The organism is Aromatoleum sp. (assembly GCF_032027225.1).
GTDB lineage: Bacteria > Pseudomonadota > Gammaproteobacteria > Burkholderiales > Rhodocyclaceae > Aromatoleum.
Genome location: NZ_JAVSMM010000023.1, coordinates 42,245 through 65,688, shown reverse-complemented (window position 1 = coordinate 65,688; position 23,444 = coordinate 42,245). Strand labels below are relative to the sequence as shown.

Genomic DNA, 23,444 nt, shown 5'->3' with positions numbered 1-23,444 from the left:
TTGACGTAACTGAACAGAGCGTTCTGTTTGTGGTCGGTGCCACGCATCGAGATTATTGATTTGTTGATTCGAATGGAATTATATCAGCCCTGAAATACCCGCCAATACTAGGATTTATCGTAAATCAACACCCTGCTAGATACTCCCAACGATTGACACCACGCTTCACAAAGACGGGAATTGCGCCGGTCTGCGAGGCCAAAGCAACCCCAGCCGCTGCGATTACAGGTCCACGTCCACAGAGAATCACTGCGGGAACGCGGGGGTTCAGCTTCGGCGTGAGGCACGCGGCAACGACTTGGCCTTTGACCGTGGGCAGGTAGCTCTGCTTGCTCCCACCACAGTGCGCGTGGATTTGATCTCTCGTGTACTCGCTTCCTACTTGAAACATCTCTTCTCCTCAGTTGGAACGTCAAATCTCATGTACCCGGGGATATTCAAAAAGGGGAAACGTGGTCTGACCCCTATTTCCCCCGCAACTTGTCCCGCCGGCGATTCCGGAGGGCGAGGAGGTGTCGTTGCCGATGGAGGCGGTGGGGCAGTTACTGGCGGGGGCGGCGAGGCGGGGAGGGTGACGGGGAAAGGTGTAAAAGGGGAAATGCGGTCTCGCCCCACTTTCCGCTGACTGCTATTCGGCCGAAGTGGATATTCGGCCGCCTCACCTGCACTGTCAGCAATCCGGTGCATGGCTGCCATAGTCAGATATGGCTCTGAAAGGAAATTCGTTCCTTTGATCCAATCAATACGAATCAAATGCCTCTAATTCAACACGCCAATCTGTTCCCAAGCCACCTCTCCATCACGAAAATCACAATGGTGTGCGACGCATGAACGGCCAAGCGGGCCTCTGACGGAACAACTTTCGGAGGCTCGATGCCACGCCCATGTGCTGACCCGATGTGAGTGCGATAGGCGCCAACGCCGTCCACTATCGATGCAAGCCCTTGCAATATTCGCTTCTGGTCGTCTTGCAACGTGGGATCGACATTGAGGCCAAGATGCTGTTGTACGACTTTCCAGAGAGGGCCGATTGTCTGCTTGGAAGGCATCTCCAGCCCGTGCCTCTCAATGTAGGTCTTGCACAGGGCTTCGATGATGGCGCTCGCGGCAGTGATCGCTGCATGTGGATCGCGATCAACTTGGGAGATGGCACGATCAAACTCTGCTTCGATAGAGGAAAAGTCACCTGCCTTGAAATAGCCCGCGAGGGACTTTGCCGCTGGACTCGCTCCCACCAAAGTGATGAAACCATTCAGCTGGTAGGCCAACTGATTTTTCGCCAGACTTGCCCGGATGCGCTCCTGTCCCGGGCCAATCTTCTGGTTCCAGTCGTTGGGCTCCTGGTCCATGAACTTCTGGATGATCTGTCCAAGCACTTGCAGTGGGTCGACGGCCGGATCGTCGTTACACCGCCGGAGCCAATTGCTGCACTTCGTTTCGCAGTTTCCTTCGGGCACATTACCCGGTGCCCCACTTTCCATGAACAGAGAGTTCAATGTCGAATGGCTGTAGTAATACTGCGCGAGAACGGATGACACGGCACCAATGACGGAATTCGGGATTTTGTTGGTCACGGTTCTTCCTCCAACTCTCCCGATCAAGAGCTCGGCTTAGACATCAAGGGCCAGTCTTCCGGCACCAGAGCTGGCGGTTTGGTCCACGGTTGCTCAACCAAGGAATCTTGGAACCACTGGTCCCGAAGATTGGCGTGCTCTGTCACTATGAGTTGGAAACCAGGGACATCCTTCTTCGTAAAATTTAGCAGTAACTCGAACAGTCGGCGGACTGCTGCCAAGTCGGCGTCCGCCTCCGTTTTCTGGACAGTTCCATCCGCTTCTCGGTAGACCTTTTCCGAAGGGAAATAAACTTGAGTAGGCTGGTCAATAAGCAGGAATTGAGGAATCGGGCAGTTGTTCTTCGAGGCGAAAAGATGCAGTGCCAATAACGCCGAGAGGTGGTAGGCCAGATGATTTTCGCCACCACCTGTGCGGCTCATAGGAACCGGACGATCTGGGCGATCAAAAATGATGGTGAGATGGTTGAGATCAAGCCGTGCGGGAAAGGCGCTGAACTCCGCCTCGAAGGTCTGGATATACCGTGACACCTGCGCAGATATGTTATTCAGAATCGAAGTTAGTCGTTCGTGACTGTCGTCAGCACCGACTTTCTTCTCCAGTTCCTCGACCTTGAACTTCAGGCGCCGATGCTCCGCTTCGCGTGACGCCAACTCCGCATTAGGAACAAGATTTTCCAGGAACAAGCTGATGCGACCCACAACCCGTGCCGCCGCATTGTTGCGCGTCCCCATTTGCGCGATCACTTCGTTGGCCGCGATCGCAGCAGACAACTCCGCTTCCTTATTATTTATCGCATCCACGACCTTGCGTACTTTGTCATCCTGTTCGGCAAGGTACGCCTGCAATTTGGGGCGTTGCCCCGCGACAATGCTCATTTCTTCGTCGAGTGTTGCCAGTTCTTTGAGGAGCACTTGTGCAACAGGGGACTCCAGAGCCAGGTTCGCTTCGCAGAATGGCCACTGCCATTCACCGGTCTCAGGGTTTTTGGGAAGGGCCTTGATGGAAGCGAGTCGATCTTTTTGCTCCAGCGCCTCACTTTCAAATCCGCCAGCCCGCTTGGAAAACTGGCGCGCGGCGTCGACTCTGGATTGGACCTCACGCCGGTCCTTGCGTAGCTGGCTAATCTCCTCTTCCAGCCGAGATATTCTTTGACCGTCGTCGTTAGGAACCGAGGCCGGCTTCCATTGCAGGGCAGTACGCAAGGCGTCGATCACGCCATCCGGCCCAGCCTGTTGATTCTCCGGTGCAATGATGCCAACCGTCTTGGCCTCCGAGAAAAGGCCGATTCCCTTCTGCTGGGACGTATCGATGGCGTCCCGAGCCTGTTCGAGAAGCTTTGCGTTGAGCTTCAGCTCTCGCTGCGCCGCGCGCAGTTTGGCTTCCAGCTCGTACCGGTCATTGGAAGAAATGCCAAGAAGGATCGGCAACGTGTCGCGGATCGCCTGCGGCTGAAACGCTTCATTCTGACGATAGAAAAGTTGATCTTTGTTGGCAACGATGCCTTGCTTCTGGAATAAATAGTAGTACGTGTGCTTGACGTTCGCGTCATAGCTTTCCCGGCTGTGTTCTATCGCAACATCAGTACGGTTCTCGGGGATACCCAACAGCCGCGACAGCAGTGAAACCACCGCATCGTCATCGGTGTTGACGGCCAATTCATTAAAGTCAGGGACTGCCAGTTGATTTCCCCTTCGCTGCATGGCGGTACTGCAGCTTGTACCACCAGCGGTTGGCGTAGGCTTTGCGATCAGTACCTGTTCCTGGGCGAACTGATAGATCACGGCGAACCATGCCACTTTGTCGCGAATGATACCTTCCGGGACATTGAAGGTTGAGCGCCCCATACAGTATTCGATGATTTCTGAGAGTGCTGATTTCCCGGTGGAGGAACGACCAGTGATGACGTTCAGGCCGTCCACCTTGAACTGAAGGTCTCGGCGTTGCCCGTCGTGACTGTAGATATGAATCGATTTGATTTTCATGGGCGTATTCCAAAGGTTGTGTACACCGTCACGCGGTCTGCGATGCGAGCAAACTCTTTTCCAACAATGCGTGCGACGCGCTGGCAGGAGATGGACTCATCGGTCCCCGTCACAGATTTCCGAACGCGTTTCGGCACAGTCTTCAACCGGCCATCTTGCGACACGACAAAGCATCCTCGCTCCATCAGCACGCCGAAAGCTTCGAGCGCAAACGGCAGCAGGTCGCGGGCGCGGTCGGCGAAGCCAACCAGCAACTGAGGATTCTTTTCGACGATTTTCAGAAGATAGCTGCGAGAGCTACCCGCGATCACTTCGCGAGAGTCTTTCTGCAAACACAGCGGCAACACCAGCAGCGCAAGAGAGAATTGCATGCCGTCTGGGTTCTCCTCCTCGTAGCCTTGCAGTGCCCTGAACAGCACCATGCCGCAGAACGCGGGATTGAAAAGATTCTTGACTTCAAATGGTCGCTGATCCCATCTTTTCATTCTGCGGCCCCCAACAACTGGCCGATACGGCTAAGGAAACGTGGGTGCCAATAGACTCTTGGAAGCGGTTGGCTGTTTGCAAGAATATGGAATCCGCCCCGTACAACATAGGGCTCAGTCACACGCTCCCGAATGCGAAGCGTGCTGCTATTGCCACTCTCCAAGTCAGCCCATTGATACAGCGCTTTACCCGCTTCCAAAAGAACTGCATCGGCACTGTCCTCATCAAGTTCCTCAAAGACCACATCCCGGTAGCGACTCCATTCATCAATAAGGCGGTCTTCGTACTCTTCCATTTCTCCCGAGACAAGAAGGTTTTGGCGAGCCCAGGAAGACCGCTGCTCGAAAGCTCGGTAGTAGTCGAATATGGCATTGCGAATACGGTTGGAGGCAATACCAATTTCTCGCAGTTGGACAACAAACAGGCGCGGATCATTGTCTGCGTCGATTTCTCCAGCGGGCACCTTCCCTCGGAAGGTGATCGGGAGGTTGTCTGACTTATATTCCTCGGCAAACGCGGAAAGCTTGTCTGAGATTTCGTAGCCGAAGATGGCGTCTGCACGTTTGCCGACCAACAGGTTGACGATGGTGTCATTCCACCAACCTTCGAGGCGCTCGAAGATGGCATCGCGGTTGTCGCGCCGGATGCTACGCATGTGCTGATCTTTGATAATTGAAGGCACATCCTCGATGCGAGGACTTCCATCAAAGATCACGATGCGCGAAAGGAAATCTTCCTTTTCTTCATCGTTGAGTTTGTGGAACTCGGTGGCGATGTCACGAATGAGCTTCGATTCGGACTTGGCCAGAACGTCGGTTGCAACCTGTGACAGGGATGCAGCAGCGTCGTCTGCCGGAGGTTCCGGCAGGAAGCGCTGTAAAAATGAGGTATCTGAAACAATGCCCGTCGAAAACAGGAAGAAGCGGAGACTTGCTTCGCTGCGCCCATCACGGTTATAGCGGGCCAGCCAGATTCGGACCGACTTCCAGAAATCCGTCGCAAGGTCCGTCAACCGATCACCAACTCCCTTGTGCTTGAGCGAGGCAAGTGTTTTGACACCATCCTTGTCAAGGAAGTCAAGGTCATCGTCTTTTTCAATTAAAACAGACGTGCTCTCTGGCAACTGCAAGAGCCTAAGCAGTGCAAAGCGAGGCTGGTAGATGTATCCAAGACCTTGCTCGCCGGCGGAATACTGGTCAGTCAAACCCTCTGCCATGTTCGAGTCCTTACGTCCAATGTTCGTTGACGGAATAGATAAAGGCGAAGATGAAAGGAACGCAAGCTCGCCTATCCATGACTTGGTCCTAAATCTATCCAAGAAAACAGGGGCTGGTAACCGGCGCATTGCCGCCCGAGTCCAGCGACAGCGCCACCGACCGCTTCGGCCGATAAGCTGCCGCTTCAGATAAAGCAGCAAGAGGTCGGGGGCCGGTATTAGCGTTTTCGACTTTAAAGGGCCGGCCGTTTTCATCGCCGCATCACGGCCTTAATTTCGCCAAAAACGCCTACCCCAATGCCGATTTGTAGCGTATTTAGATTCAAGCGCGCTGTTCGGTCTTTGGAATCGATACTCAGCGACCCGTGATACCTCCGGTTCATTTTCTTCGCTGCGCACTTCGATACTGTCGTATCGAGATTCAGGATCTTCGGCGTGAATCCCGGCGTTGCAATCCCAAGCATCTGACAGCCATTTTCGGCGCTGACGCCGGTCACTTTGCCGTCCTCGGAAATGTCGAGAGTCAGCGGTACGACAGAATGCGTTCCGTCTTCGCGCAGCCCGACGTTCTTTACCTGGTACTGTGCTTCGCCGTGCCACGGTCCGTATGGATTTTCATATCCGCCGCCGACAACGGTTTGTTTGGCCGCCGCGGTGGGGCTTGGAGCGGAGGGTTCTTCGCGCCGGATCGTCGGCCGGGCGCAAGGCGCGTCGGTGTAGGTTGTTCGTCCGCCTTGTTCGCATCGGTAGATCGTCTGCGCTTCTGTTGGAGCAGCAGCGGTGATCGACACGAGCAGAGCGATCGGGAGGAGGCGCCGTGCGAGCCGGAACTGGATCATCTTTTCGCGCATCGTCCTGTGGAGTTCTTCTTATCGGCTCGTCTGCGCACGCATCGGCAGCTTGCCCGCGCATTTCGGATAGGTCGTGCAGCCCCAGAACGGGCCGCGCCTGCTTTCGCGGCCGGTCATTCGCTCGCCACATTTCGGACAGGTCGGCGTCGTCCAGTCGCCTTCCGTCGCGAATTCCAGCAGCCGGCGGCTCGATTCGGCGGGGAGGCGTTGCAGCATTGCGAGGATCAGCTTGCCGTCGAGCAGGGTGATGCGGTTTTCGGCGGCGAAGGCGCGGGCGTCGTCGGTGTAGCCGTTCGGGGCCATGAAGAAGGCCTTGTGAACCTTTTCGTGGGCCATGACGCCGCGCAGCTCGCGGACCGGTTTGACGCCGACCTGCTGGTTCCAGGCTTTGCATTGGACGATCGACGTGACGCGGGTGGGGTCGGCGTCGTCCTGGAACAGGCGGACGTCGACGCCGCCGTCGGGGCCCAAAACGGTCGTTTCGGCGCGGATGCCTTTCTCGCGGTAGAAGGCGCAGCACACGTCCTCGAAGCGTTTCCACTCGATGCGGTCGAGGACGTCGAGGGACCAGGCGTCGGGGCGCGAGGGAAAGGCTTCTGTAGTAGCGCGTGACTCCCGCGGTTCGATCCTGTTGGCCAGAACGGCCGAGCCTGCGGGTGGCGCAGGGCGGCGCGAAGTTTGAACTGCGAGGCCGTGACCGTCGGTCCGATGATGGAAACTCGAGGGCGTTTCTGCCGCGGTTTGTTGCTTCATGAAGCGACCGAGCGCGATCACGAAGAAGATGGCCGCGATAAACCAGGCGAGCGGGACGAGCATCGCGGCGACCGGCGCCAGCATCGCGCTCCTGCCGAAGAGCGCCGGGATGACGACCGCGCCGCCGAACGCGCTGCCGGCCGCGAGCGTTGCCGCGACTTTCCAGTTCGACGTCAGTGCGATTTCGATCAGACCTTGGTTCTTTCGGTAACGACGTCGAGCCATTCGTGTGTGCACCCTCAGCAGCCGCCGTCATGACGCGCTCATCCTGGGTGCATCTTCCGTGAAAATGTTCGCGCAATATTACGTTTGTGCGAATGAATGCGACCGGAATTACGTCACGGGCCGAAGCTATCGGTGCACGCGATCGTCGCGGTTGCCGCTGCGCGCCTTTCGGTCGGGGGCTGCTTCGCACTCGAAATCTGTGCTTCGCCCGAAGGTGTCCTATATTCGATTGATGCCATTCAGGCGGCGGTGCCTCGCCTTGGCGCCGCGTCTGACGATCTGACGGAGCTGACGATGAAACCGATCATCCCGCCGGTGCCCGGTCCCGAACCCGACCCGGCGCCCGAACCCGATCCGGTCCCGGACCCGAGCAAGGATCCGGAACCGGACGAGGACGATCTGCCGGAGGTGAACGCCGTGCTACGGCCGGGCGGCGTCGCGCGCTGACGCGGGGCGTCGTCGACCCGATCCCGTTCCCGTTTGCGGTCGACGCGTTTTCGTGCCTCGGCCCTCAGTCGGCGCAGACGACGCGTCCCGGCCGCCGTTTTCGTTCACTCGATCACAATTGAGTCCGCGCCACGCGCGGGCTGCTCTCGTCCTTCGCGCGGGTCGTGTTCGCGTTCACTAAAAATGCAGAAAAAATAATGCGAGTGGCTTGACTTCGGCTTTCGCGGCGAAGATCCTTCGCGCTCTTCGATATCCATTCGTCAAGCGTAAAGGAGCAACTTTGTGAAAAGGACATTTGCTGCGGCTGCGGTTCTTCTGGTTTCGGGGCTGGCTTCGGCCCAGGGCACGGGCTGGTACGGCGGCGTGAGCGTCGGTCAGGCGAGCGTGGATCTCGATAACGTGTCGCGAGACATCGCGGCCGAGGTCGAAGATATGGGCATTCCCGTGGTTTCGGCGTCCGAGGACGACAGCCACATGGTTTACAAGCTGTTTCTCGGCTACAAGTACAACCCGAACTTCGCGATCGAAGCCGGCTACGCGGATCTCGGGAAGTACGACGCGAAAGTGGTCGGCGACGTCTTCGGCGAGTCGCTCGACGTACGTGGCGAAGTGAAGAGCAAGGCCGTCTTCATCGACGCGGTCGGCATCCTGCCGCTCACGCCCGAGTTCTCGATGTTCGGCAAGGTCGGGGCGGCCTACGCACGGACGAAGGCTCACGCTTCGGCGACGTTCATGGGATTCCGCGAATCGGACAGCGAGTCGGATAGCGAATATGTGCCGAAGGCGGGCTTCGGCGCCGAGTACGCCTTAACGAAGACCGTCGCGCTGCGCGCCGAGTACGAGCGCTATTTCGATGTCGGCGACGAGGACAAGACCGGCGAGTCCGACGTCGATTTCTGGTCGGTCGGCCTGAAGTTCGGTTTCTGATCGCTCCGCGCAGAGCGGAAAATCAAAGGCCCTTCGGGGCCTTTTTTAAGTCGGGATACTGCACGAAACGCCGGCGCGATCCCCGGGAATTCGGCTGGCATTGAGGCAAATCGGACTAGCGACGAATCCGACGAGTCCGAACCCGATGAGTCCGCCGCAGCGGAACCAAGCTCGAATCCAGCCGAATCCAGCCGAATCCAGCCGAGTCCAGCCCAATCCAGCCGAGGCCAGCAGAACCCAGCCGAACCCACTCCGGCCCCGGGCAAGGATCCGGGGACCGGAGGAAGAGGACGATTGCCCGGACGGGAGGGGCGCCGTGCGCGCCGGGGAGTCGGCGCGCTGAGGTTCAGAACGGCATCACGAGCTTGAACCAGGCCTTGTCGCCTTCGAACCGGTTTTCGGCTTCGGTTTCGTGCTGCCACTGCGCGATCAGCATCGTGCCGCCTTTCGTCGTGTAGCTGACGCTCGGGCCGATCGCAAAGACTTCGCCCTTGCGGCCCTTGGACCAGGGGCCGAGCGCCGACGAGATCGCGTCGCCCTCGAGCTCGTCGTCGGTCGTCTGCTTCACGTAGTAGCCCGACAGGCCGACGCCCCACGGGCCGAAGCGCTTGCCGGCGAGGTAGTCGATGTGGAGTTCATCGCCGGACTCGTAGTCCATCTTCGGCGCGCCGGGTGCGGGGCGGAAGTCCTTGTTTTTCGCCTTGATGTTGTACATGAACTTGGCCGACAGCTCCCAGCCGGCCTCGTTGAGCCAGGTCGCCGCAAACACCGGCTCGACGCTCCAGTAGTTCGCGCCGATGCTCTTCGTCGGCTCGCCGGATTCGTATTTGCCGGTCGGCGCGTAGAAGTCGAGCGCGGCGACCCAGTGGAAGTTGCCGGCGTGCCACGCGATGACGAGCGGCGAGAACACGATGTCGCCGAGGCCGCTGACGGTGTCGCGGTCGGGGCCGAGTTCGACCTTCTGGTGCACGAGCGGGACGATCGCGTGCATCGTCCAGTTGCCGCCGAGGAGCTTCTTGTCGGTGACCTTGACCCAGCGCAGCGCGTCGAACCACGCTTCGACCGACGCGCCCCGCACCTTGTCGCCGCTGCCGTCGCGCAGATCCCCTTCGTAATAGCCGAAATAGTTGAGGAAATAGTCTCCCGGCGGCGGCAGCGCGCCGGCGAACCAGTTCTCGCTGCCGTGCGGGTACTGGTCGGCGCCTTCCTTCGCGCTCGCGGCGCCGACCGTCAGCCCCGCGACGGCCAGCGCGATGCCGATTTGCTTGAGTGTCATGTTTCCTCCTTGATTGTTTTGGTGTGCTGCGGTGCGGTGGTTGGCACGAATCGGGGCGACGCGCCCCTGGCCTCGGCCGGGCCATTTCCAATCTCGGTCTGCAGGAAAGCGCGTTCGGTGCCGTCGAGCACGGCGCACGTGAGTATGCCGCTGCGGTAGGCGCCGGTATCGATGCCGATGCGATTGCGGTGGATGTCCGGCGCGGGCGAGATGCTGTGGCCGTGGACGACGATCGCGCCGTGGTCCGCGGCGGACTCCAGGAAGCGGCTGCGGATCCACATCAGGTTGCTGTCGCACTGATCGTCGACCGGCACGCCCGGCAGCACGCCGGCATGCGCGAAGAGGTAATCGCCGTCGCGGTGGCTCGTCGCGAGTCCGCGCAGGAAGGCGCGGTGCGCGGCGGGCACCGTGGCGAGCAGGCGGTGGCGCGCGTCGGCGAGCGTCGCGTCGTCGCGCGCGGCCGGGTCTTCGAGGAAGACGCCGTAATGCGCGAGCGCCTCGACGCCGCCGTGGTCGAGCCACTGCGCGCCGTTCGCGAAGTCGCCGTCGAGAAAGCGCAGCAGCAGGTCTTCGTGATTGCCTTTCAACGCGACGATCTCGAAGCCCGGCGGCCGCCATTCGATCAGCCGCTCGACGACCTGACGTGAGTCCGGACCGCGGCTGACGTAGTCGCCGAGATAGATCACCTTGCGGCGCGCGGCGCGGCGCAAGCGGGCGTCGAACAGGATGCCTTCGTGGATCGCGTCGAGCAGCGCCCAGCAGCCGTGCATGTCGCCGATCGCATAGACGACGGTGCCGGGCGAAGTCGCGCCGACCGGTGCGACCTCGCCCGGCAGCGGCGCGCACGACGACCATTTCAATGTCATCGGTGGCCGGCCGGCCACTTTGTCCGTGGCGTCACGAAGCACGGTTCACGTGGAAGCGCTTCGCCTTCATGTCGAAGCGCGGCAGGATGTTGCGGCCGACGTCCATCACGCGCGGGCGGAACGCGAGCATCGCGTCGAGCCGCTCCGCGATCGCCTGCACGATGCGCGGGTCGGAGCCTTCGCGCAGCTCGACCTCGATGTCCATCTCGTCCATCTGCTTGACCTTGTTCACCGTGATGCGGAATTCATCGACTTCGGCGAACTTGCGCAGGATGTTCTCGACGCCGGCCGGGAAGACGTTCACGCCGCGCACCGTGACCATGTCGTCGGCGCGGCCGAGGATGCCGCCGGTAAAGCGCAGGAAGCTGCGGCCGCAGCCGCAGGGCGAGAGGTCGGTCTCGACGAGGTCGCCGGTGCGGTAGCGCACGAGCGGAAAACCCCAGCGGCCGAGGTTCGTGATCACGAGTTCGCCGCGCTGCCCGGGCGCGACCGCTTCGAGGGTTTCGGGGTTGATGACTTCGACGATAAACTCGCTCTCGATGACGTGCGTGCCACCGGGCTGGACTTCGCATTCGAACGAGTGCGCGCCGATCTCGGACGCGCCGGCGTGGTCGAAGCACTTCGCGCTCCACGCGCCCTCGATGCGGTTCTTCGTCGCCGGGATGTTCGCGCCCGGTTCGCCGGCATGGACGGTCGACTTCATCGGGATCGCGGAGAGGTCGAAGCCGGTCTCGCGCGCGACTTCGGCGAGCCGCAGCGCGTAGGTCGGCGTACAGCACAGCACGGTAGCGCCGGTGTCGCGCATCAGTTCGAGACGCTGCGCCGAATCCCGCCCGCCGCCGGGGATCATCACCGCGCCGATCTTGCGCGCGCCTTCCATCGCGGCCCAGAAGCCGATGAACGGGCCGAACGCGAACGCGAGGAATACACGGTCGGACGAATTCACGCCCGAGCCGGCGAGCACATGCGCCCAGCAGCGCCCCCACCAGTCCCAGGAATCCGCGGTGTCAAGCACCTTGAGCGGGACCCCGGTCGTTCCCGACGTCTGGTGCAGCCGCACGTATTGCTCGATCGGATAGGTCAGGTTGGTGCCGAACGGGGCGTTCGCCGCCTGGTCGTCCATCAGCTCGCATTTCTTCGTCAGCGGCAGCTTCGCGAGGTCGGCGAGCGAGCGGATGTCGCCGGGCTCGACGCCGGCGGCGCGCCACTTGTCGGTGTAGAAGCGGTTCTTGCCCCACAGCTCGGCCGACATCGCCTGCAGCTTCGACAACTGCAGCGCGGCGAGCTCTTCGCGCGGGAGGGTTTCGGTCGCTTGGTCGAAATACGTCATCGCGGGTTTCCTTTCAACGGGACAACACGGGCCCCTGCGCGCGGCAATGCCGTTCGCGCATTCGGGAGAGCGTTCGGACCGCGCGCCGTGCGGCGCGCCATGAAGGCGGCAACCAGATCCAACCGTTCGCTTCGGGCCTGTCGAAGGGCATCGGTCCGGCTTCGACAGACGCGGCCCGAACGGTCGGCGGTCGCCGGGCTAACGAGCGGGCGGGTCGCGTGTGGGCAGGCGCATCGTCATCCCCGCATCATCGTCTTGCGTGCGCCGTGTCCCCACTGCCACGGCGCGGTGACGTCGCGGATCACGTCGAAGAACCAGTGATCGATCAGTTCGCCGTGTTCGGGCGGGCGCTGCAGCGGGACCTGCCCGGGCGCGACGAGGCACAGGTCGCCCGCGTCGTCGCCGGCGCGCGGTTCGCCGCCGATCGAATGGGCGCGGTACGCGAGGATCAGTGCGCGCACGCCGGCCTGCGAAAATGCGCCGACGAGGCCGTCGACCGCGATCTCGAGCCCGGTCTCCTCGCGCGCCTCGCGCACGACCGCGTCCTCGAGCGACTCGCCGAGCTCGACGTAGCCGCCCGGTGGCGCCCAGTAGCCGGCGAGGGGCTCGCAATTGCGGCGGATCAGCACGAGCCGGTCCGCGTGTTCGATGATCGCGAGCACGACCGGCGCCGGCTTGTGGAACGCGACGTAGTCGCACGCGGGACAGCTTTCGCGTTCGCGCCCATGCACCGGCGAGAGGACGAGGGCCGTGCGGCAATGCGGACAGAACTGGAGGGCCATCATCGTGCTCCTTGAATTGGGCGGGCAGCGGGCGCGGCGGCGTGCGGGGACGCCGCGAGGTCGAGACGCACGTCGACGAGGTCGCCGTCGCGCAGCCCGAGCGTTTCGCGGACCGGCAGCGGGGCGAGGATCTCGAACTTGTCGTACGGGTAGTCGAGCATTTCCGGAAAGACGACCGCGCCGGTGAGACTGCCGGCGATATGCACGGCGAAGCATTTCGCCGCGCAGAAACCGTCCTGCGGCGCGATCGGGATACCGGCGGCGGCGCGCAACCGCGCGACGGCCCGATCCCACCCGGTGCCGCGCATGCGCAGGTTGAACGTGCCCGGCCACGGAACGAAGCCGAGCTTGCGGCGGAATTCCTCGACGACCCACCCGATCTGCGTGAATCGCGAGCCTTCGCCGAGGCCGGGGGTGACGACTCCTTCGAGATCGAGCGTCTTGCCGGTCGGGCGCATCGTCGTCGTCCTCCCCTGGGGCGCACGCAGCCGCACGAGGCGTCCGGCGCGCGAAGCGGTCGCGAACATCATGATGTTCTCCTCGGTAGGGCGGAAAGCCGCAGCGCCTTCCGCCGGATGCCATCGGCCCCGTGAGCGCGTGGGGCGGTTCGATTGGCGGATTCGCCCTTCGGCTCATCCGCCCGACGATTGGTCCTCATACCGGTTGCTCCCCGCGCGACTTGGCGAATTCGCGTTCTTCGTTGCCCGTCCAGCGGCCGAACAGGTCGACTTCGAGGTCGAACTGGTCGAGCACCTTCGTGACCGACTGGTTGATGATGTCGTCGAGGGTCTTCGGCCGGTGGTAGAACGCCGGCAGCGGCGGCACGAGCACCGCGCCGGTCTCGGTGACCTGCGTCATCAGGCGCAGGTGGCCGAGGTGCAGCGGCGTCTCGCGCAGCATCAGCACGAGCTTGCGGCGTTCCTTCAGCGTGACGTCGGCGGCGCGGATCAGCAGGTTCGTGTTGAACGAGTTCGCAACCGCGGACAGCGTCTTGATCGAGCACGGCGCGATGATCATGCCGGCGTGGCGGAACGAGCCGCTCGCGATCGAGGCGCCGACGTCGTTGATGTCATGGACGCAAGAGGCGAGGCACTTGACGTCGTTGATCGAGTAATCGGTCTCGTAGGCGATCGTGCGCTTCGCCGAGTCCGACATCACGAGGTCGGTCTCGACGCCGATGCGCTTGAGCACTTCGAGGATGCGGATCCCGTAGATCGCACCGCTTGCTCCGGAAATGCCGACGACGATTCTCATGGTGCTGTCTCCGTTATTTGTGCAGCGTGGCGAGCAGGGCCTGCGCCTTCGCGAGTGCGGCGGCGGGAAGCGTGATGCGGTCGAATTCGGGGCCGGCGCCGCGCGTCGCGATGAACCCCGCCTTCGAGCCCGCGCTGCTGCCGGCCGATGACGGGTCGATCACGTAGCCTTCGGCGCCGCCGAGGATCACGGTGTCGCGCTCGGGCAGGTAGCGTGTCGCCATCGCCCAGGCGACTTCGCGCGGGTTGCGGATGTCGACGTCGTCATCGACGACGGTGACGGTCTTGAGACGTTTATCCAGGTTCAGCGCGAGCATCACGAGGCGCCGCGCCTCGTGCCGCGGGCAGCCCTTCACCGCGATCACGGCCGAGAAGCTCGCCGTGCCCGGCGTGAGGTCGAGATCGACGACGCCCGCGACCATCGTCTGCAGCTGGCCGAGCAGTTCGGTGCCGGCCGCGAGCGACAGCAGCGTGTCCACGTCGCCCGACCACGGGCACAGCCCCGGATAGATGAAGTTGTCGCGGTGCGTGACCGCGGAGATTTCGATCACCGGGCTGACGTTCGTGAAGTAGTAGCCGGTGTTCTCGCCGAACGGGCCTTCGCTCTCGCGCACGCCCGGCAGGATGCGGCCTTCGATGACGATCTCGGCGCGCGCCGGGACTTCGACATCCACGCTGCGCGCGCGCACCAGTTCGACCGGCTCGCCGCGCAGCCCGCCGGCGACGGCCATCTTGTCCGTCGCGAGCGGCCCGCTGCGCACTACCGACGCGAGCAGCGTCGCGGGTTCCAGCCCGAGCGCGATCGCGACGTCGAGCGGCCGGCCGAGGCTTTCGGCGTTGGCGTGGAACTGCGACAGCGGCGGGTTCGCGAGCAGCACGCCAAGGCGGCGTCCACCCTTCACCATCATGCGATGGATGCCCATGCCGCGGCGGCCGGTCGCCGGGTCGGTACACAGCACGACGCCGGTCGTGATGAAGGGGCCGCCGTCCTTCTCGTGATGAGTCAGCACCGGCAGCAGCGACAGCAGATCGTCCGGCGACTCGTGCACCACTTCCTGCACCGGGGCGTTCTTCGCGACGACCGGCGGGATTGCGCGCTGCTTGTTCGCGAGCCAGGCCTGCGCGAGACGCTCCTCGGTCGTGCCGAACGCGCGGGCGACGCGGCGGCGCGCGCCGAAGAAGTTGCCCGCGACGCGCGCACCGGGGTAGCCGCGCACGTTCTCGAACATCGCCGCGGGCGCGTCGGCCGGCAGGCTGCGCAGCACCGCCGCAATCTCGAACTGCGGGTCGAATTCCTCGCGCACGTGCAGCAGATCGTCGCCGAGGTCGGCCAGAAAGCTGCGCAGGTCGGGGTAGGCCATCGTCTTCGCGTTCCGTTCGATGATGCGTGGAGGGTTCGGGCGAGCCTCGCAGCCCGCCCGGTTCGGACTGCTTACCGGTACTGCGCCGGCAAGCGCTCGACGCGCTCGATCACGCGGATCGAGAACTTCCGGTCACTCAACTGCCCGCGCCCGAGCCGCACCTGCAGGCTGTCGGGGAACTGGTCGAGCTTCGCCGACACTTCCACCTTCGCGCGTTGGTAGGTGTACTTGTGCAGCCCGTCGTTGAGCGTGCGGATCGTCAGTTCCAGCTCCTTGCCCTCGGCGAGTTCCCCGAGGTCCATCACGAACACTTCCCACTTGTTTGCCATGTCCGCTTCTCCTTATTTCTTCGCGCCGCGAAAGCCGTAATCGGCCCAGTTGTTGACGACCTTCTCCTGGATGTCTTTGGGATAGACATGCTTGAAGCTGACGAGCGTCGGCACGTCGTTGGTCTTGTCCCAATCGACCGGCCACAGGCAGTCGAACAGCACTTGCGAGCCGATCGAGTACTTGCGGTCGTGCGGGGTGGCATGCGGGTAGAGCGCGGTGCCGGTCGTGTTCTTGAAGACGTGGATGCCGCGCTCCGGATTGCAGCGCGTGCAGAACGCGTGATAGACCTCGTCCCAGTTGAAGATGTCGGTCTGGTCGTCCACCACCATCACCATGTGGAACCACGGCCCGAGCTTCGAGCCGAACGCGAGCTGTGCGATCTGCATCGCGATGCCGGCGTAGGTCGGCTTCACGCCGACGATCATCATGTGGTGCGTCGAGCGCGGGTGCATGTACACGCCGGTCACCGGAATGCCCTGGCTCTTCAGCAGCTTCTCGAGCTCCAGGCCCAGCGAGAACGAACGCAGCAGCTGGCCCTCGTCCTGCGGCACGCCCATGTTCGAGATCGTCATCGTCGCGTTGTTGCGATAGGTGATCGCATCGACGCGGAAGGTCACGCGGAAGTCGCGCGGGCTGGTGCGGTAGCCGGTGTATTCGCCGAACGGGCCTTCCTCGACCTTGTAGTCGGGCAGGATCACTCCCTCGATGATGATTTCCGCATCGGCCGGCACTTCGAGGTCGTTGGTCTCGCATTTGACGAGGCGCACCGCCTCGCCGGCGAGCATGCCGGTGAGCTCCGGCTCGGGGATCGGGCTCGGCGCGCACGCGGCCATCGCGGCCAGCGGCGACAGGCCGATCGCGGTCGCGAACGGGCAGCCTTCGCCGCGCGGCAGGTAGTAGTCGGTCAGCGTCTTGCCGAGGTCCGAGAAGGGGAACACCGCGCCCGACATCGTGCGACCGTCCCACATCATCTGGCGATACATGCCCCAGTTCACGTCGCCGCGTACCGGATGCTTGGTGATGACGCCGTGCCAGGTGCCGACGTAGCGCCCGCCGTCGCCGTCATGCACGAGCGGCACCGGCAGCTTGCACAGGTCGACGTCGTCGCCGAGCAGGATGTTCTCCTTGCACGGCGCATCGCGCTTGTCGATGACCACCGGTGCGATCGGCTCGCTGTTGGTGCGCTTGAGGTACTCCGCGCCGATCTGCGGCAAAGTCGAGGCCGGGTCCATGCCGAGCGCGATCGCCATGCGCCGATAGGTCGACAGCGGCGCGCCGAAATAGCTGAAGCCCGGGTAGTCCTTGATGCTCTCCATGAAGGGCGCGGCTTCGCCGAGCTCGCAGCAGCGGCGCACGATCGCGCCGGCCTCGTTGTCCCAGTCCACTTCCTGCTTGATGCGTACTGCGTCGCCGGACGCGACGCACGCGTCGATGAATTCGCGGTTGCTCTTCGGTGCCGAAATCTTTGCCACGTCTGTCTCCTCGCTTCTTGAAAGGACTGCTTCGGAAAGAAATTTCGGTTCAGTGGATCTTCGCGAGCACTGCGTCCCACTTGCCCTGGGCTTTCAGGATCAGCTCGGCGACTTCGCGCACCGCGCCATGGCCGCCGCGCGCGGTCGTCACGTAGGCCGCCGCTTCCTTGACGTCCGCGACGGCGTCGCCGACCGCGACCGGCAGACCGACGCGCTTCATCATCGACAGATCGACGAGGTCGTCGCCGACGTAGCAGACCTCAGCGTCGGAGATGTTCATCTCCTCGAGCATCTGCGCGTACGGCTCGGTCTTCTTCTTGATGCCTTCAAAGAAGCGCTTGATTTTCAGTTCCTCGGCGCGATGGCGCACTGCACCGGATTTCTTCGACGTGATGATCGCGACGTCGATGCCGCACAGTTGCAGCACGACGACGCCCATGCCGTCCTTGATGTCGAAATTGCGCGACTCGATGCCTTCGTCGTTGATCACGATGCGCCCGTCGGTCATGACGCCGTCGACGTCGAGGATCACCAGCTTGATGTTCTTGGCTTGTTCCATGTCTCCGTTTCCTTTGTATGCATCCGTATTCATTGGCCCGGCAGTTGATGTCCGTTCGGGCTGAACCTGTCGAAGCCCTGGCGAGTGCCCTTCGACAGGCTCAGGGCGAACGGAGGGCTGGGCCGGCAAGCTCAGGGCGAACGGCGGTAGCTCAGATGTCGATCCCGTACTCGGGCCAGCGCGCCTTGATCTTCGCGAGCATCTCGTCGTCCATGCGCGCCTCGACCGGCTTCTGCTTCCATTCGTACGGAATGCACGCGTCCATCAGGATCCGCGACGTCGTGAGCTTGTCCGAATTCGGATCGAGCGCCGGATCGAGCGGCGTGGAGCGGCCGCGCTTGATCAGTTCCGTGCCGCGCATCGGGTCGTAGCGGCAGGACAGCGCCCAGAACACGCGCTGCAGGTCGTCGGCCGCGATGTCCTCATCGACGGTGATGACACCCTTCATGCCGTAGTTGCCGGTGTTCGTGCCGAGCACCGCGTCGGCGACCTGGCGCGAGTGGCCCGGGTAAGCCTGCTTCACCGACACGACCGTCCAGAAGCGGCCAGCGGATTCCGGCAGCACGCACACCGACTGGATGCCCGGGATACGCATCTGCTCGAGCTCGGTCCACAAGGTTGCCGTGCGCGTGAAGGCGAGCAGCATATGCACGTCGGTCACCGGACGGCCCTGGCCGGTCGCCCACAGGATCGGCGAGTCGCGATGCAGGATCTGCTGCACTTCGAGCACCGGCTTCGGGATCGGCTTGTGCAGCTCGTCGGTGTAGTAGCCGGTGTATTCGGCGAACGGGCCTTCGGGCAGGAAGGCGTTCGGGTCGATCTCGCCTTCGAGCACGATCTCCGCGCCCGCCGGCACGGGGAGCCCGGTCAGCGGCGCCATCAGGAACTCCGCCTGCTGGCCGCGCACCGTGCCGGTGATGTCGTAGTCCGACGCGCCCTTGTGCATCAGCGTGCCGGCCATGAAGATCAGCGGGTCGCAGCCGATGATCGCGGCGGCGGGCATCTTCTTGCCCATCTTGGCGTACTTCTTCATGATCCGCTCGCCGCGCTTGCCCGGCAGGATTTGCACGCCGCAGCGCTTGTCGTCGAGCATCTGCATGCGGTAGGTGCCGAGGTTCACCTCCCCGGTTTCCGGGTCCTTCAGCACCACCGACACCATCGTGCCGATGTAGCGCCCGCCGTCGAGCGGGAAGAACTTCGGCACCGGGAACATGTTGAGATCGACCTTGTTGCCGGTCAGCACGTTTTCCAGCACCGGCCCGTCCTTCACTTCCTTCGCCTTGATCAGGCCTTCCGACGTGATCGTCTTCTTCATCCACTGCTGCGCCGACTGGCACAGCGTCAGGTCGTGCGGCAGGCCGAGCATGATCGCGAGGCGCTTCGTCGTCGCGAAGGCGCCCGTGAACACCGGCGTGTCGTAGCCCTTGATGCTTTCGAACAGCAGCGCCGGGCCCTTCTTCTCCTCGGTCAGCTTCGAGACGTGCGAAATCTCCAGATTCCAGTCGACTTCGGTCGTCACGCGCTTGAGTTCGTTGGCTTCGGCGCACTGGTTGATGAAATATCTCAGGTCCATTCGGATGTCTCCTTGGCGGGAAATCGGTGGTTCTGAAGCGGAATTCGATCAATTCGAGGGCGGGATGCCGTTCGCTCGGAGCCCTTCGGCGAGCCCGGGGCGAACGGCGGGATTTGCAGGCCGGATCAATGCACCGCCTGAACCGACTCGATGACTTCGTAACCGGCGGCTTCGAGTGCGCGGACGATTTCGGCCGTGTCCGGGTGGTGGAAGCGGACGATGACTTTGCGCGCGTGGTCGCCGCTCGCCACGCCCTTCGGGCCCAGGCTGATCGGGTAGATCGCATGCACCTCGGCGCCGGTGCCTTCGACGACGTCGGCGATGCGGCCGATCGTCCCCGGGCCGATGCGCGTCGGCGCGAGCGTCACGCCGCTGCGCTTCTCCCACGCGCCGAGGAAATGCGCCGCGAGCGAGAACATCTCGATCGCCGAGATCATTCCGACGACATGGCCGTTGTCCATCACCGGCAGCTGCCCGACGCCGTGCTCCTGCCCGACCTGCAGGCAGCGCTCCATCGTGTCGTCGGCGTCGATCGTCGCCGGGTTGCGCACCATGATGTCGCGGACCTTGACGCAGTTCGAGAAGTACGCGAACTCGTCGGGGTTCTGCGCGCGCAGCACCGAGTGCGCGGCGCGCAGGCAGCCGGCGCGCGTGATCAGCCCGCGCAGCCGGCCGTCATCGACGACGGGCAGCGCGTGCAGGTTGGTTTCGGAAAGAATCTGCTTCGCTTCCGACAGCAGGGTGTCGCTCGCGAGCACCGTCGGATTCGTCTGCATCCAGTTGCGTACGATCATTCTTCGTCTCCTCGGCCTTCCGCCGGGTTGGGTTGCCGGCCGTGACATGCGGCGGATGACGCCTGAGGCGCTCATCCGCCCTGCGCGCTACGTCATCCGCTTGCCGGTCAGCAGGCTCGCGACGATGTAATCCATCGCCGACGTGCTCGCGCCGGTCGCGGACGGTTTCTGCCGGTTGCTCCAGATCGTCTCGGGCCGCGCCTGCAGGATGAAAATGTTCCCGCCGGCCGGCAGGTTCTTGTCGATCGCCCACTCGATGTCCATCGGACGGCCGTAGTGCTTTTCGATCTTCTTCGCCATCCACGCGAGCTCGGTGATCTCGTCGTCGAGGATCGACTGGATGTTCTGGCGCTCGGCGGGCACCGGCAGCGCGACCGATTTCTGCGTCTTGAGATCGACCGTGTGGCAGAGCTCCTTCTTCGAGATCGTCCGTTCGACGATGTCGAGCGTGACCTTGTCGACCACGAAGTGGTCCGGCGTGACTTCACCGGAGACGACCGATTCGCCGAAGCCGAAATTCGAGTCGATGACGATCACCGAGCGGTCCCCGGTCGCCGGATGCACGGTGAACATCACGCCGGCGGTGAAGGAGTTCGCCATCTTCTGCACGCCGACGCTGATCGCGACCTGCTCGTGCGGAAAACCCATCTTCATCCGGTACGCGATCGCCCGGCCGGTGTAGAGGCTGGAGATGCAGCGGCGCACGTGATGCATCACGTCGTCGATGCCGCGGATCCACAGATAGGTGTCCTGCTGCCCGGCGAAGCTCGCGCCGGGGAGATCCTCGGCGGTCGCCGACGAGCGCACCGCGACCGGCACCGCCGGCAGGTAGCAGCGCACCGACAGCTTGCGGTAGGCCTCGGCGATCAGATCCTCGAGCTCGATCGACATCGGCCGCGACTCGATCATCGCGCGGATCTCGGCCGAGGCCGCTTCGAGCGCGTCCATGTCCTCATGGTCGAGGCCGTCGAGGATGCCGCGGATGTCGGCGAGGATGCCCGCGTCGCGCATGAAGTCCGCGTAGCCGTTGGTCGTCAGCGCGAAGCCGGGCGGCACGCGCACGCCGGCATTGATGAGTTCGCCGAGCGACGAACACTTGCCCCCGACGAGCGGCACCGAGTCCTTGCCGCATTCCTCGAAGAAACACACTTTCGGTGCGCCGCCTGCGAGCAACGCGGCCTGCGCCGGCGTTTCGGCGATCGGTAGAACACTTCCCATGATGGCCACCTCCTCAGTCCGAGACGATCGTGATGACACCCGACGTGCCATCGACGCGCAGCGTCATGCCGCTGCGGATGACCCGCGTCGCCATGCCGGTGCCGACGACCGCGGGCATCCCGTATTCGCGGCACACGATCGCCGCGTGGCTCATGACGCCGCCGACGTCGGTGACGCAGGCCTTGATCTTCGCGAAGGCCGGCGCCCAGGACGGCGAGGTCGTCGGCGCGACGAGAATCTCGCCTTCCTCGAGATCGCGGATGTCGTCGGCGCTGCGGCAGACGCGTGCGCGCCCTTCGACGGCGCCCGGGCTCGCGGCGAAGCCTTTCAGCTCGGTGATGCTCGACGGGTCGGCGACGTCCTGCACCGACGCCCAGTCCGACAGCGAGCTGTTCGTCACGCCCCACAGCACGATCGTGAAGGGCTCGCGGATGACTTCCGGCGCGGTGCCGATGCCGGCCGGCGGCGCCCATTCGCGGAACTTCTGCATCACGCCCTTGCGCCATTCGATCTCGGCCGGCCAGGTCGTCGTGCCGCGCGGCGTCACGCCGGTCGCCCACGCGGTGACGATGTCCCACAGCGCCTGCTTGATCTCGTCGCGGCGCAGCAGCCAGACGTCCTCGATCTCCTTGATGACGCCGTGCTCCTGCATGACGGCGGCGACTTCGCGCAACTTGTTCCAGAACACCGAGTGGAACCAGTGCTCGACGTAGAAGAGGTGGTTCTCGACGTACGGGAACACCGTCTTCGCGCAGTCGAGGAGTTCGTCGAACTGCTTGCGGTCGGCGTCGTTGTCGATCAGGTCGCGGTACTCGGCGGTGATGCGGTCGCGTTCGGCGCGCACCGCTTCCATCGGCCGGTCGATCGAAGCGCCGTCGCGGATCTTGCGGATGTAGGTCTGGATGCCGTCGAGCGGGATGTTGAGGTTGTCGTTCCAGCTGCGGTCGGTGTGGAACCAGCCGGTGCCCGACGAGATGTTGAACCACGGGTAACGCGCCTTCTCGAACGCCGCGAGCCATTCGGCGCCGTGGCGGTGCCCTTCGAGCGCGGCCTTCACGTCGCTCCATTCGCGGTGGCCGGCGACGATCTCGTCGACTTCGAGCTGCACCGCCTTCTTCGCGAGTTCCTTCAGCTCGTCGTCCGACTTGTACATGATCACGTCGATGCCCGAGATCATCTGCGTCACGCGCTGCAGCGGGATGTTCGGGAACAGCTTCTGCGTGAAGTCCATGAAGAACACGTACGCCGCGTAGCCGAGGTTCAGGAACTCGAAGTGGTACTGCCAGCACTTGATGCCGAGGTTGATCAGGTCGTCGTAGTTCTTGATCAGGTGGTAGCCCTGCGACTCGCCGACGCCGTCGGTGACGACCGACAAGTCCTCGACATCGGGCAGGCGCGGGATCTCGAGCGCTTCGAGCTCGGCGATCGTCGCCTCCATCTTCTTCTTCCACTTCGCTTCGAGCTCGTCCCAGTTCTTGTAGTAGAAGCCGGCGCGCTCCATGAAATTCGGCACGCGGCGGCCGATCTCCTCGGGGTCGATGACCGGCACCGGCGAGATATAGACGTAGCCGTTGATGATGCGGTGATCGACGCCGCGCACCGGCGGCACCTGGAAGATGCGGTTGTTGAACTGCGACAGCGCGAGGTACCAGGCCTCGTCCCAGATCGTGTCGAACGGATACAGCGGTTCGGGGTAATGCAGACCGTCGTAGAACCAGAACGCGTCCTTCTCGTATTGCTTGCGCTCCGGGTCGTCGGTGACGAACTGGTACTGGTACGGATACATCCGCTCCCAGCCTTCGGTGCCCGGGATGGTCTTGGCCTTGACGTCGTGCGGAACAGGAAACTTCATCTGATGCCCCCTCGTTTTGGTGCCGGCTTTTTTCGTCGAGCCGGATTCGTGTGCCGACTGCCTGCGAGGGGAGCAATCGCAAGGGGTGTGCCACGCACCGGCGGTGCGGCGCAGCATCCCGTCGCGGGAAATCCGCCGGCGCGGCGACGGAACGGGCGGCGGGGAACGCGCCGGGGGCTTGCTGCGACCGCGGAAAAAATCGTTGCGGAAGGGCGATCTGCGCCGTTCGCGGAGCGGGCCGCGCCGGCGCGCGCTTCATCATTTGATGAGCTTTAATGAGGGCTGCACGCCGCGTCTGATGATTTGATCCAAAC

General features: G+C 63.2%; 22 protein-coding genes. 2 read left to right on the top strand and 20 right to left on the bottom strand.

What is annotated here, in order from left to right:
- Positions 1–764 precede the first annotated feature (764 nt).
- The 6 genes from ROZ37_RS19775 to ROZ37_RS19750 form a co-directional block, all read right to left on the bottom strand.
- Positions 765–1,574: an abortive infection family protein gene (locus tag ROZ37_RS19775; RefSeq protein WP_312662234.1), complete on the bottom strand. Its 810-nt coding sequence runs from the start codon at positions 1,572–1,574 to the stop codon at positions 765–767.
- A gap of 23 nt (positions 1,575–1,597) precedes the next feature.
- A complete protein-coding gene (locus ROZ37_RS19770; RefSeq protein WP_312662232.1) occupies positions 1,598–3,559 on the bottom strand; it encodes a DUF3732 domain-containing protein in 1,962 nt (653 codons plus the stop codon).
- Complete coding sequence (locus ROZ37_RS19765) at positions 3,556–4,044, bottom strand: three component ABC system middle component (RefSeq protein ID WP_312662230.1); 489 nt, start codon at positions 4,042–4,044, stop codon at positions 3,556–3,558. Before ROZ37_RS19765 ends, ROZ37_RS19770 begins: the two co-directional genes overlap by 4 nt.
- Positions 4,041–5,261, bottom strand: coding sequence for an ABC-three component system protein (locus ROZ37_RS19760; protein ID WP_312662227.1), 1,221 nt, complete (start codon positions 5,259–5,261; stop codon positions 4,041–4,043). Before ROZ37_RS19760 ends, ROZ37_RS19765 begins: the two co-directional genes overlap by 4 nt.
- 251 nt (positions 5,262–5,512) lie before the next feature.
- Positions 5,513–6,112, bottom strand: coding sequence for a DUF4124 domain-containing protein (locus tag ROZ37_RS19755; protein ID WP_312662223.1), 600 nt, complete (start codon positions 6,110–6,112; stop codon positions 5,513–5,515).
- An 18-nt stretch (positions 6,113–6,130) separates the two neighbouring features.
- Positions 6,131–7,090 (bottom strand): restriction endonuclease, encoded by a 960-nt coding sequence (locus tag ROZ37_RS19750; protein ID WP_312662221.1) that lies wholly within the window; start codon positions 7,088–7,090, stop codon positions 6,131–6,133.
- Between the two features lie 132 nt (positions 7,091–7,222).
- Here ROZ37_RS19750 and ROZ37_RS19745 point away from each other — a divergent pair, with 132 nt between their 5' ends.
- Positions 7,223–7,537, top strand: a complete 315-nt coding sequence (locus ROZ37_RS19745) for a hypothetical protein (protein WP_312662219.1) — start codon at positions 7,223–7,225, stop codon at positions 7,535–7,537.
- A 282-nt stretch (positions 7,538–7,819) separates the two neighbouring features.
- Positions 7,820–8,464 (top strand): outer membrane beta-barrel protein, encoded by a 645-nt coding sequence (locus tag ROZ37_RS19740; protein WP_312662216.1) that lies wholly within the window; start codon positions 7,820–7,822, stop codon positions 8,462–8,464.
- A 346-nt stretch (positions 8,465–8,810) separates the two neighbouring features.
- On the opposite strand, the gene ROZ37_RS19735 is transcribed toward ROZ37_RS19740, so the two are convergent.
- From ROZ37_RS19735 to ROZ37_RS19670, 14 genes are all read right to left on the bottom strand, one after another.
- Positions 8,811–9,740 (bottom strand): transporter, encoded by a 930-nt coding sequence (locus ROZ37_RS19735; RefSeq protein WP_312662215.1) that lies wholly within the window; start codon positions 9,738–9,740, stop codon positions 8,811–8,813.
- Positions 9,737–10,606 carry a metallophosphoesterase gene (locus tag ROZ37_RS19730; RefSeq protein WP_312662213.1) on the bottom strand — a complete coding sequence of 290 codons (870 nt, stop codon included), beginning with the start codon at positions 10,604–10,606 and terminating at the stop codon, positions 9,737–9,739. Before ROZ37_RS19730 ends, ROZ37_RS19735 begins: the two co-directional genes overlap by 4 nt.
- A 31-nt stretch (positions 10,607–10,637) precedes the next feature.
- Positions 10,638–11,936: an AMP-binding protein gene (locus ROZ37_RS19725; RefSeq protein WP_312662211.1), complete on the bottom strand. Its 1,299-nt coding sequence runs from the start codon at positions 11,934–11,936 to the stop codon at positions 10,638–10,640.
- Positions 11,937–12,172: 236 nt separating this feature from the next.
- Positions 12,173–12,721, bottom strand: a complete 549-nt coding sequence (locus ROZ37_RS19720; protein WP_312662208.1) for an NUDIX domain-containing protein — start codon at positions 12,719–12,721, stop codon at positions 12,173–12,175.
- Positions 12,718–13,248, bottom strand: a complete 531-nt coding sequence (locus tag ROZ37_RS19715) for a DUF120 domain-containing protein (RefSeq protein WP_312662206.1) — start codon at positions 13,246–13,248, stop codon at positions 12,718–12,720. Before ROZ37_RS19715 ends, ROZ37_RS19720 begins: the two co-directional genes overlap by 4 nt.
- A gap of 124 nt (positions 13,249–13,372) precedes the next feature.
- Positions 13,373–13,972 carry a UbiX family flavin prenyltransferase gene (locus ROZ37_RS19710; RefSeq protein ID WP_312662204.1) on the bottom strand — a complete coding sequence of 200 codons (600 nt, stop codon included), beginning with the start codon at positions 13,970–13,972 and terminating at the stop codon, positions 13,373–13,375.
- A 13-nt stretch (positions 13,973–13,985) separates the two neighbouring features.
- Positions 13,986–15,332, bottom strand: coding sequence for a UbiD family decarboxylase (locus ROZ37_RS19705; RefSeq protein WP_312662201.1), 1,347 nt, complete (start codon positions 15,330–15,332; stop codon positions 13,986–13,988).
- A 71-nt stretch (positions 15,333–15,403) separates the two neighbouring features.
- Positions 15,404–15,661 carry a phenylphosphate carboxylase subunit gamma gene (gene ppcG, locus ROZ37_RS19700; protein ID WP_312662200.1) on the bottom strand — a complete coding sequence of 86 codons (258 nt, stop codon included), beginning with the start codon at positions 15,659–15,661 and terminating at the stop codon, positions 15,404–15,406.
- Between the two features lie 12 nt (positions 15,662–15,673).
- On the bottom strand, positions 15,674–17,134 hold the full coding sequence (gene ppcA / locus ROZ37_RS19695; protein WP_312662198.1) for a phenylphosphate carboxylase subunit alpha: 1,461 nt from the start codon (positions 17,132–17,134) through the stop codon (positions 15,674–15,676).
- 49 nt (positions 17,135–17,183) lie between these two features.
- Complete coding sequence (gene ppcD, locus ROZ37_RS19690; protein ID WP_053420534.1) at positions 17,184–17,693, bottom strand: phenylphosphate carboxylase subunit delta; 510 nt, start codon at positions 17,691–17,693, stop codon at positions 17,184–17,186.
- Positions 17,694–17,844: 151 nt separating this feature from the next.
- Positions 17,845–19,266 (bottom strand): phenylphosphate carboxylase subunit beta, encoded by a 1,422-nt coding sequence (gene ppcB / locus ROZ37_RS19685; protein WP_312662194.1) that lies wholly within the window; start codon positions 19,264–19,266, stop codon positions 17,845–17,847.
- Between the two features lie 125 nt (positions 19,267–19,391).
- On the bottom strand, positions 19,392–20,060 hold the full coding sequence (locus ROZ37_RS19680) for a CBS domain-containing protein (RefSeq protein WP_312662192.1): 669 nt from the start codon (positions 20,058–20,060) through the stop codon (positions 19,392–19,394).
- A gap of 87 nt (positions 20,061–20,147) precedes the next feature.
- The gene (locus ROZ37_RS19675; protein ID WP_312662190.1) at positions 20,148–21,278 is read right to left on the bottom strand and encodes a PEP/pyruvate-binding domain-containing protein; all 1,131 of its coding nucleotides are present in this window, start codon (positions 21,276–21,278) and stop codon (positions 20,148–20,150) included.
- A 13-nt stretch (positions 21,279–21,291) separates the two neighbouring features.
- Positions 21,292–23,130 carry a PEP-utilizing enzyme gene (locus ROZ37_RS19670; RefSeq protein ID WP_312662188.1) on the bottom strand — a complete coding sequence of 613 codons (1,839 nt, stop codon included), beginning with the start codon at positions 23,128–23,130 and terminating at the stop codon, positions 21,292–21,294.
- Between the last annotated feature and the right edge of the window lie 314 nt (positions 23,131–23,444).

Excerpts from the sequence above, each read along its gene's own strand:
- ppcB (WP_312662194.1), bottom strand. The coding sequence starts at position 19,266 with ATGGACCTGAGATATTTCATCAACCAGTGCGCCGAAGCCAACGAACTC.
- ROZ37_RS19675 (WP_312662190.1), bottom strand. The coding sequence starts at position 21,278 with ATGGGAAGTGTTCTACCGATCGCCGAAACGCCGGCGCAGGCCGCGTTG.
- ROZ37_RS19670 (WP_312662188.1), bottom strand. The coding sequence starts at position 23,130 with ATGAAGTTTCCTGTTCCGCACGACGTCAAGGCCAAGACCATCCCGGGC.
- ROZ37_RS19680 (WP_312662192.1), bottom strand. The coding sequence starts at position 20,060 with ATGATCGTACGCAACTGGATGCAGACGAATCCGACGGTGCTCGCGAGC.
- ROZ37_RS19715 (WP_312662206.1), bottom strand. The coding sequence starts at position 13,248 with ATGATGTTCGCGACCGCTTCGCGCGCCGGACGCCTCGTGCGGCTGCGT.
- ppcD (WP_053420534.1), bottom strand. The coding sequence starts at position 17,693 with ATGGAACAAGCCAAGAACATCAAGCTGGTGATCCTCGACGTCGACGGC.
- ROZ37_RS19770 (WP_312662232.1), bottom strand. The coding sequence starts at position 3,559 with ATGAAAATCAAATCGATTCATATCTACAGTCACGACGGGCAACGCCGA.
- ROZ37_RS19750 (WP_312662221.1), bottom strand. The coding sequence starts at position 7,090 with ATGGCTCGACGTCGTTACCGAAAGAACCAAGGTCTGATCGAAATCGCA.
- ROZ37_RS19705 (WP_312662201.1), bottom strand. The coding sequence starts at position 15,332 with ATGGCCTACCCCGACCTGCGCAGCTTTCTGGCCGACCTCGGCGACGAT.
- ppcG (WP_312662200.1), bottom strand. The coding sequence starts at position 15,661 with ATGGCAAACAAGTGGGAAGTGTTCGTGATGGACCTCGGGGAACTCGCC.
- ROZ37_RS19710 (WP_312662204.1), bottom strand. The coding sequence starts at position 13,972 with ATGAGAATCGTCGTCGGCATTTCCGGAGCAAGCGGTGCGATCTACGGG.
- ROZ37_RS19735 (WP_312662215.1), bottom strand. The coding sequence starts at position 9,740 with ATGACACTCAAGCAAATCGGCATCGCGCTGGCCGTCGCGGGGCTGACG.
- ROZ37_RS19730 (WP_312662213.1), bottom strand. The coding sequence starts at position 10,606 with ATGACATTGAAATGGTCGTCGTGCGCGCCGCTGCCGGGCGAGGTCGCA.
- ROZ37_RS19755 (WP_312662223.1), bottom strand. The coding sequence starts at position 6,112 with ATGCGCGAAAAGATGATCCAGTTCCGGCTCGCACGGCGCCTCCTCCCG.
- ROZ37_RS19725 (WP_312662211.1), bottom strand. The coding sequence starts at position 11,936 with ATGACGTATTTCGACCAAGCGACCGAAACCCTCCCGCGCGAAGAGCTC.
- ROZ37_RS19760 (WP_312662227.1), bottom strand. The coding sequence starts at position 5,261 with ATGGCAGAGGGTTTGACTGACCAGTATTCCGCCGGCGAGCAAGGTCTT.
- ROZ37_RS19765 (WP_312662230.1), bottom strand. The coding sequence starts at position 4,044 with ATGAAAAGATGGGATCAGCGACCATTTGAAGTCAAGAATCTTTTCAAT.
- ROZ37_RS19720 (WP_312662208.1), bottom strand. The coding sequence starts at position 12,721 with ATGATGGCCCTCCAGTTCTGTCCGCATTGCCGCACGGCCCTCGTCCTC.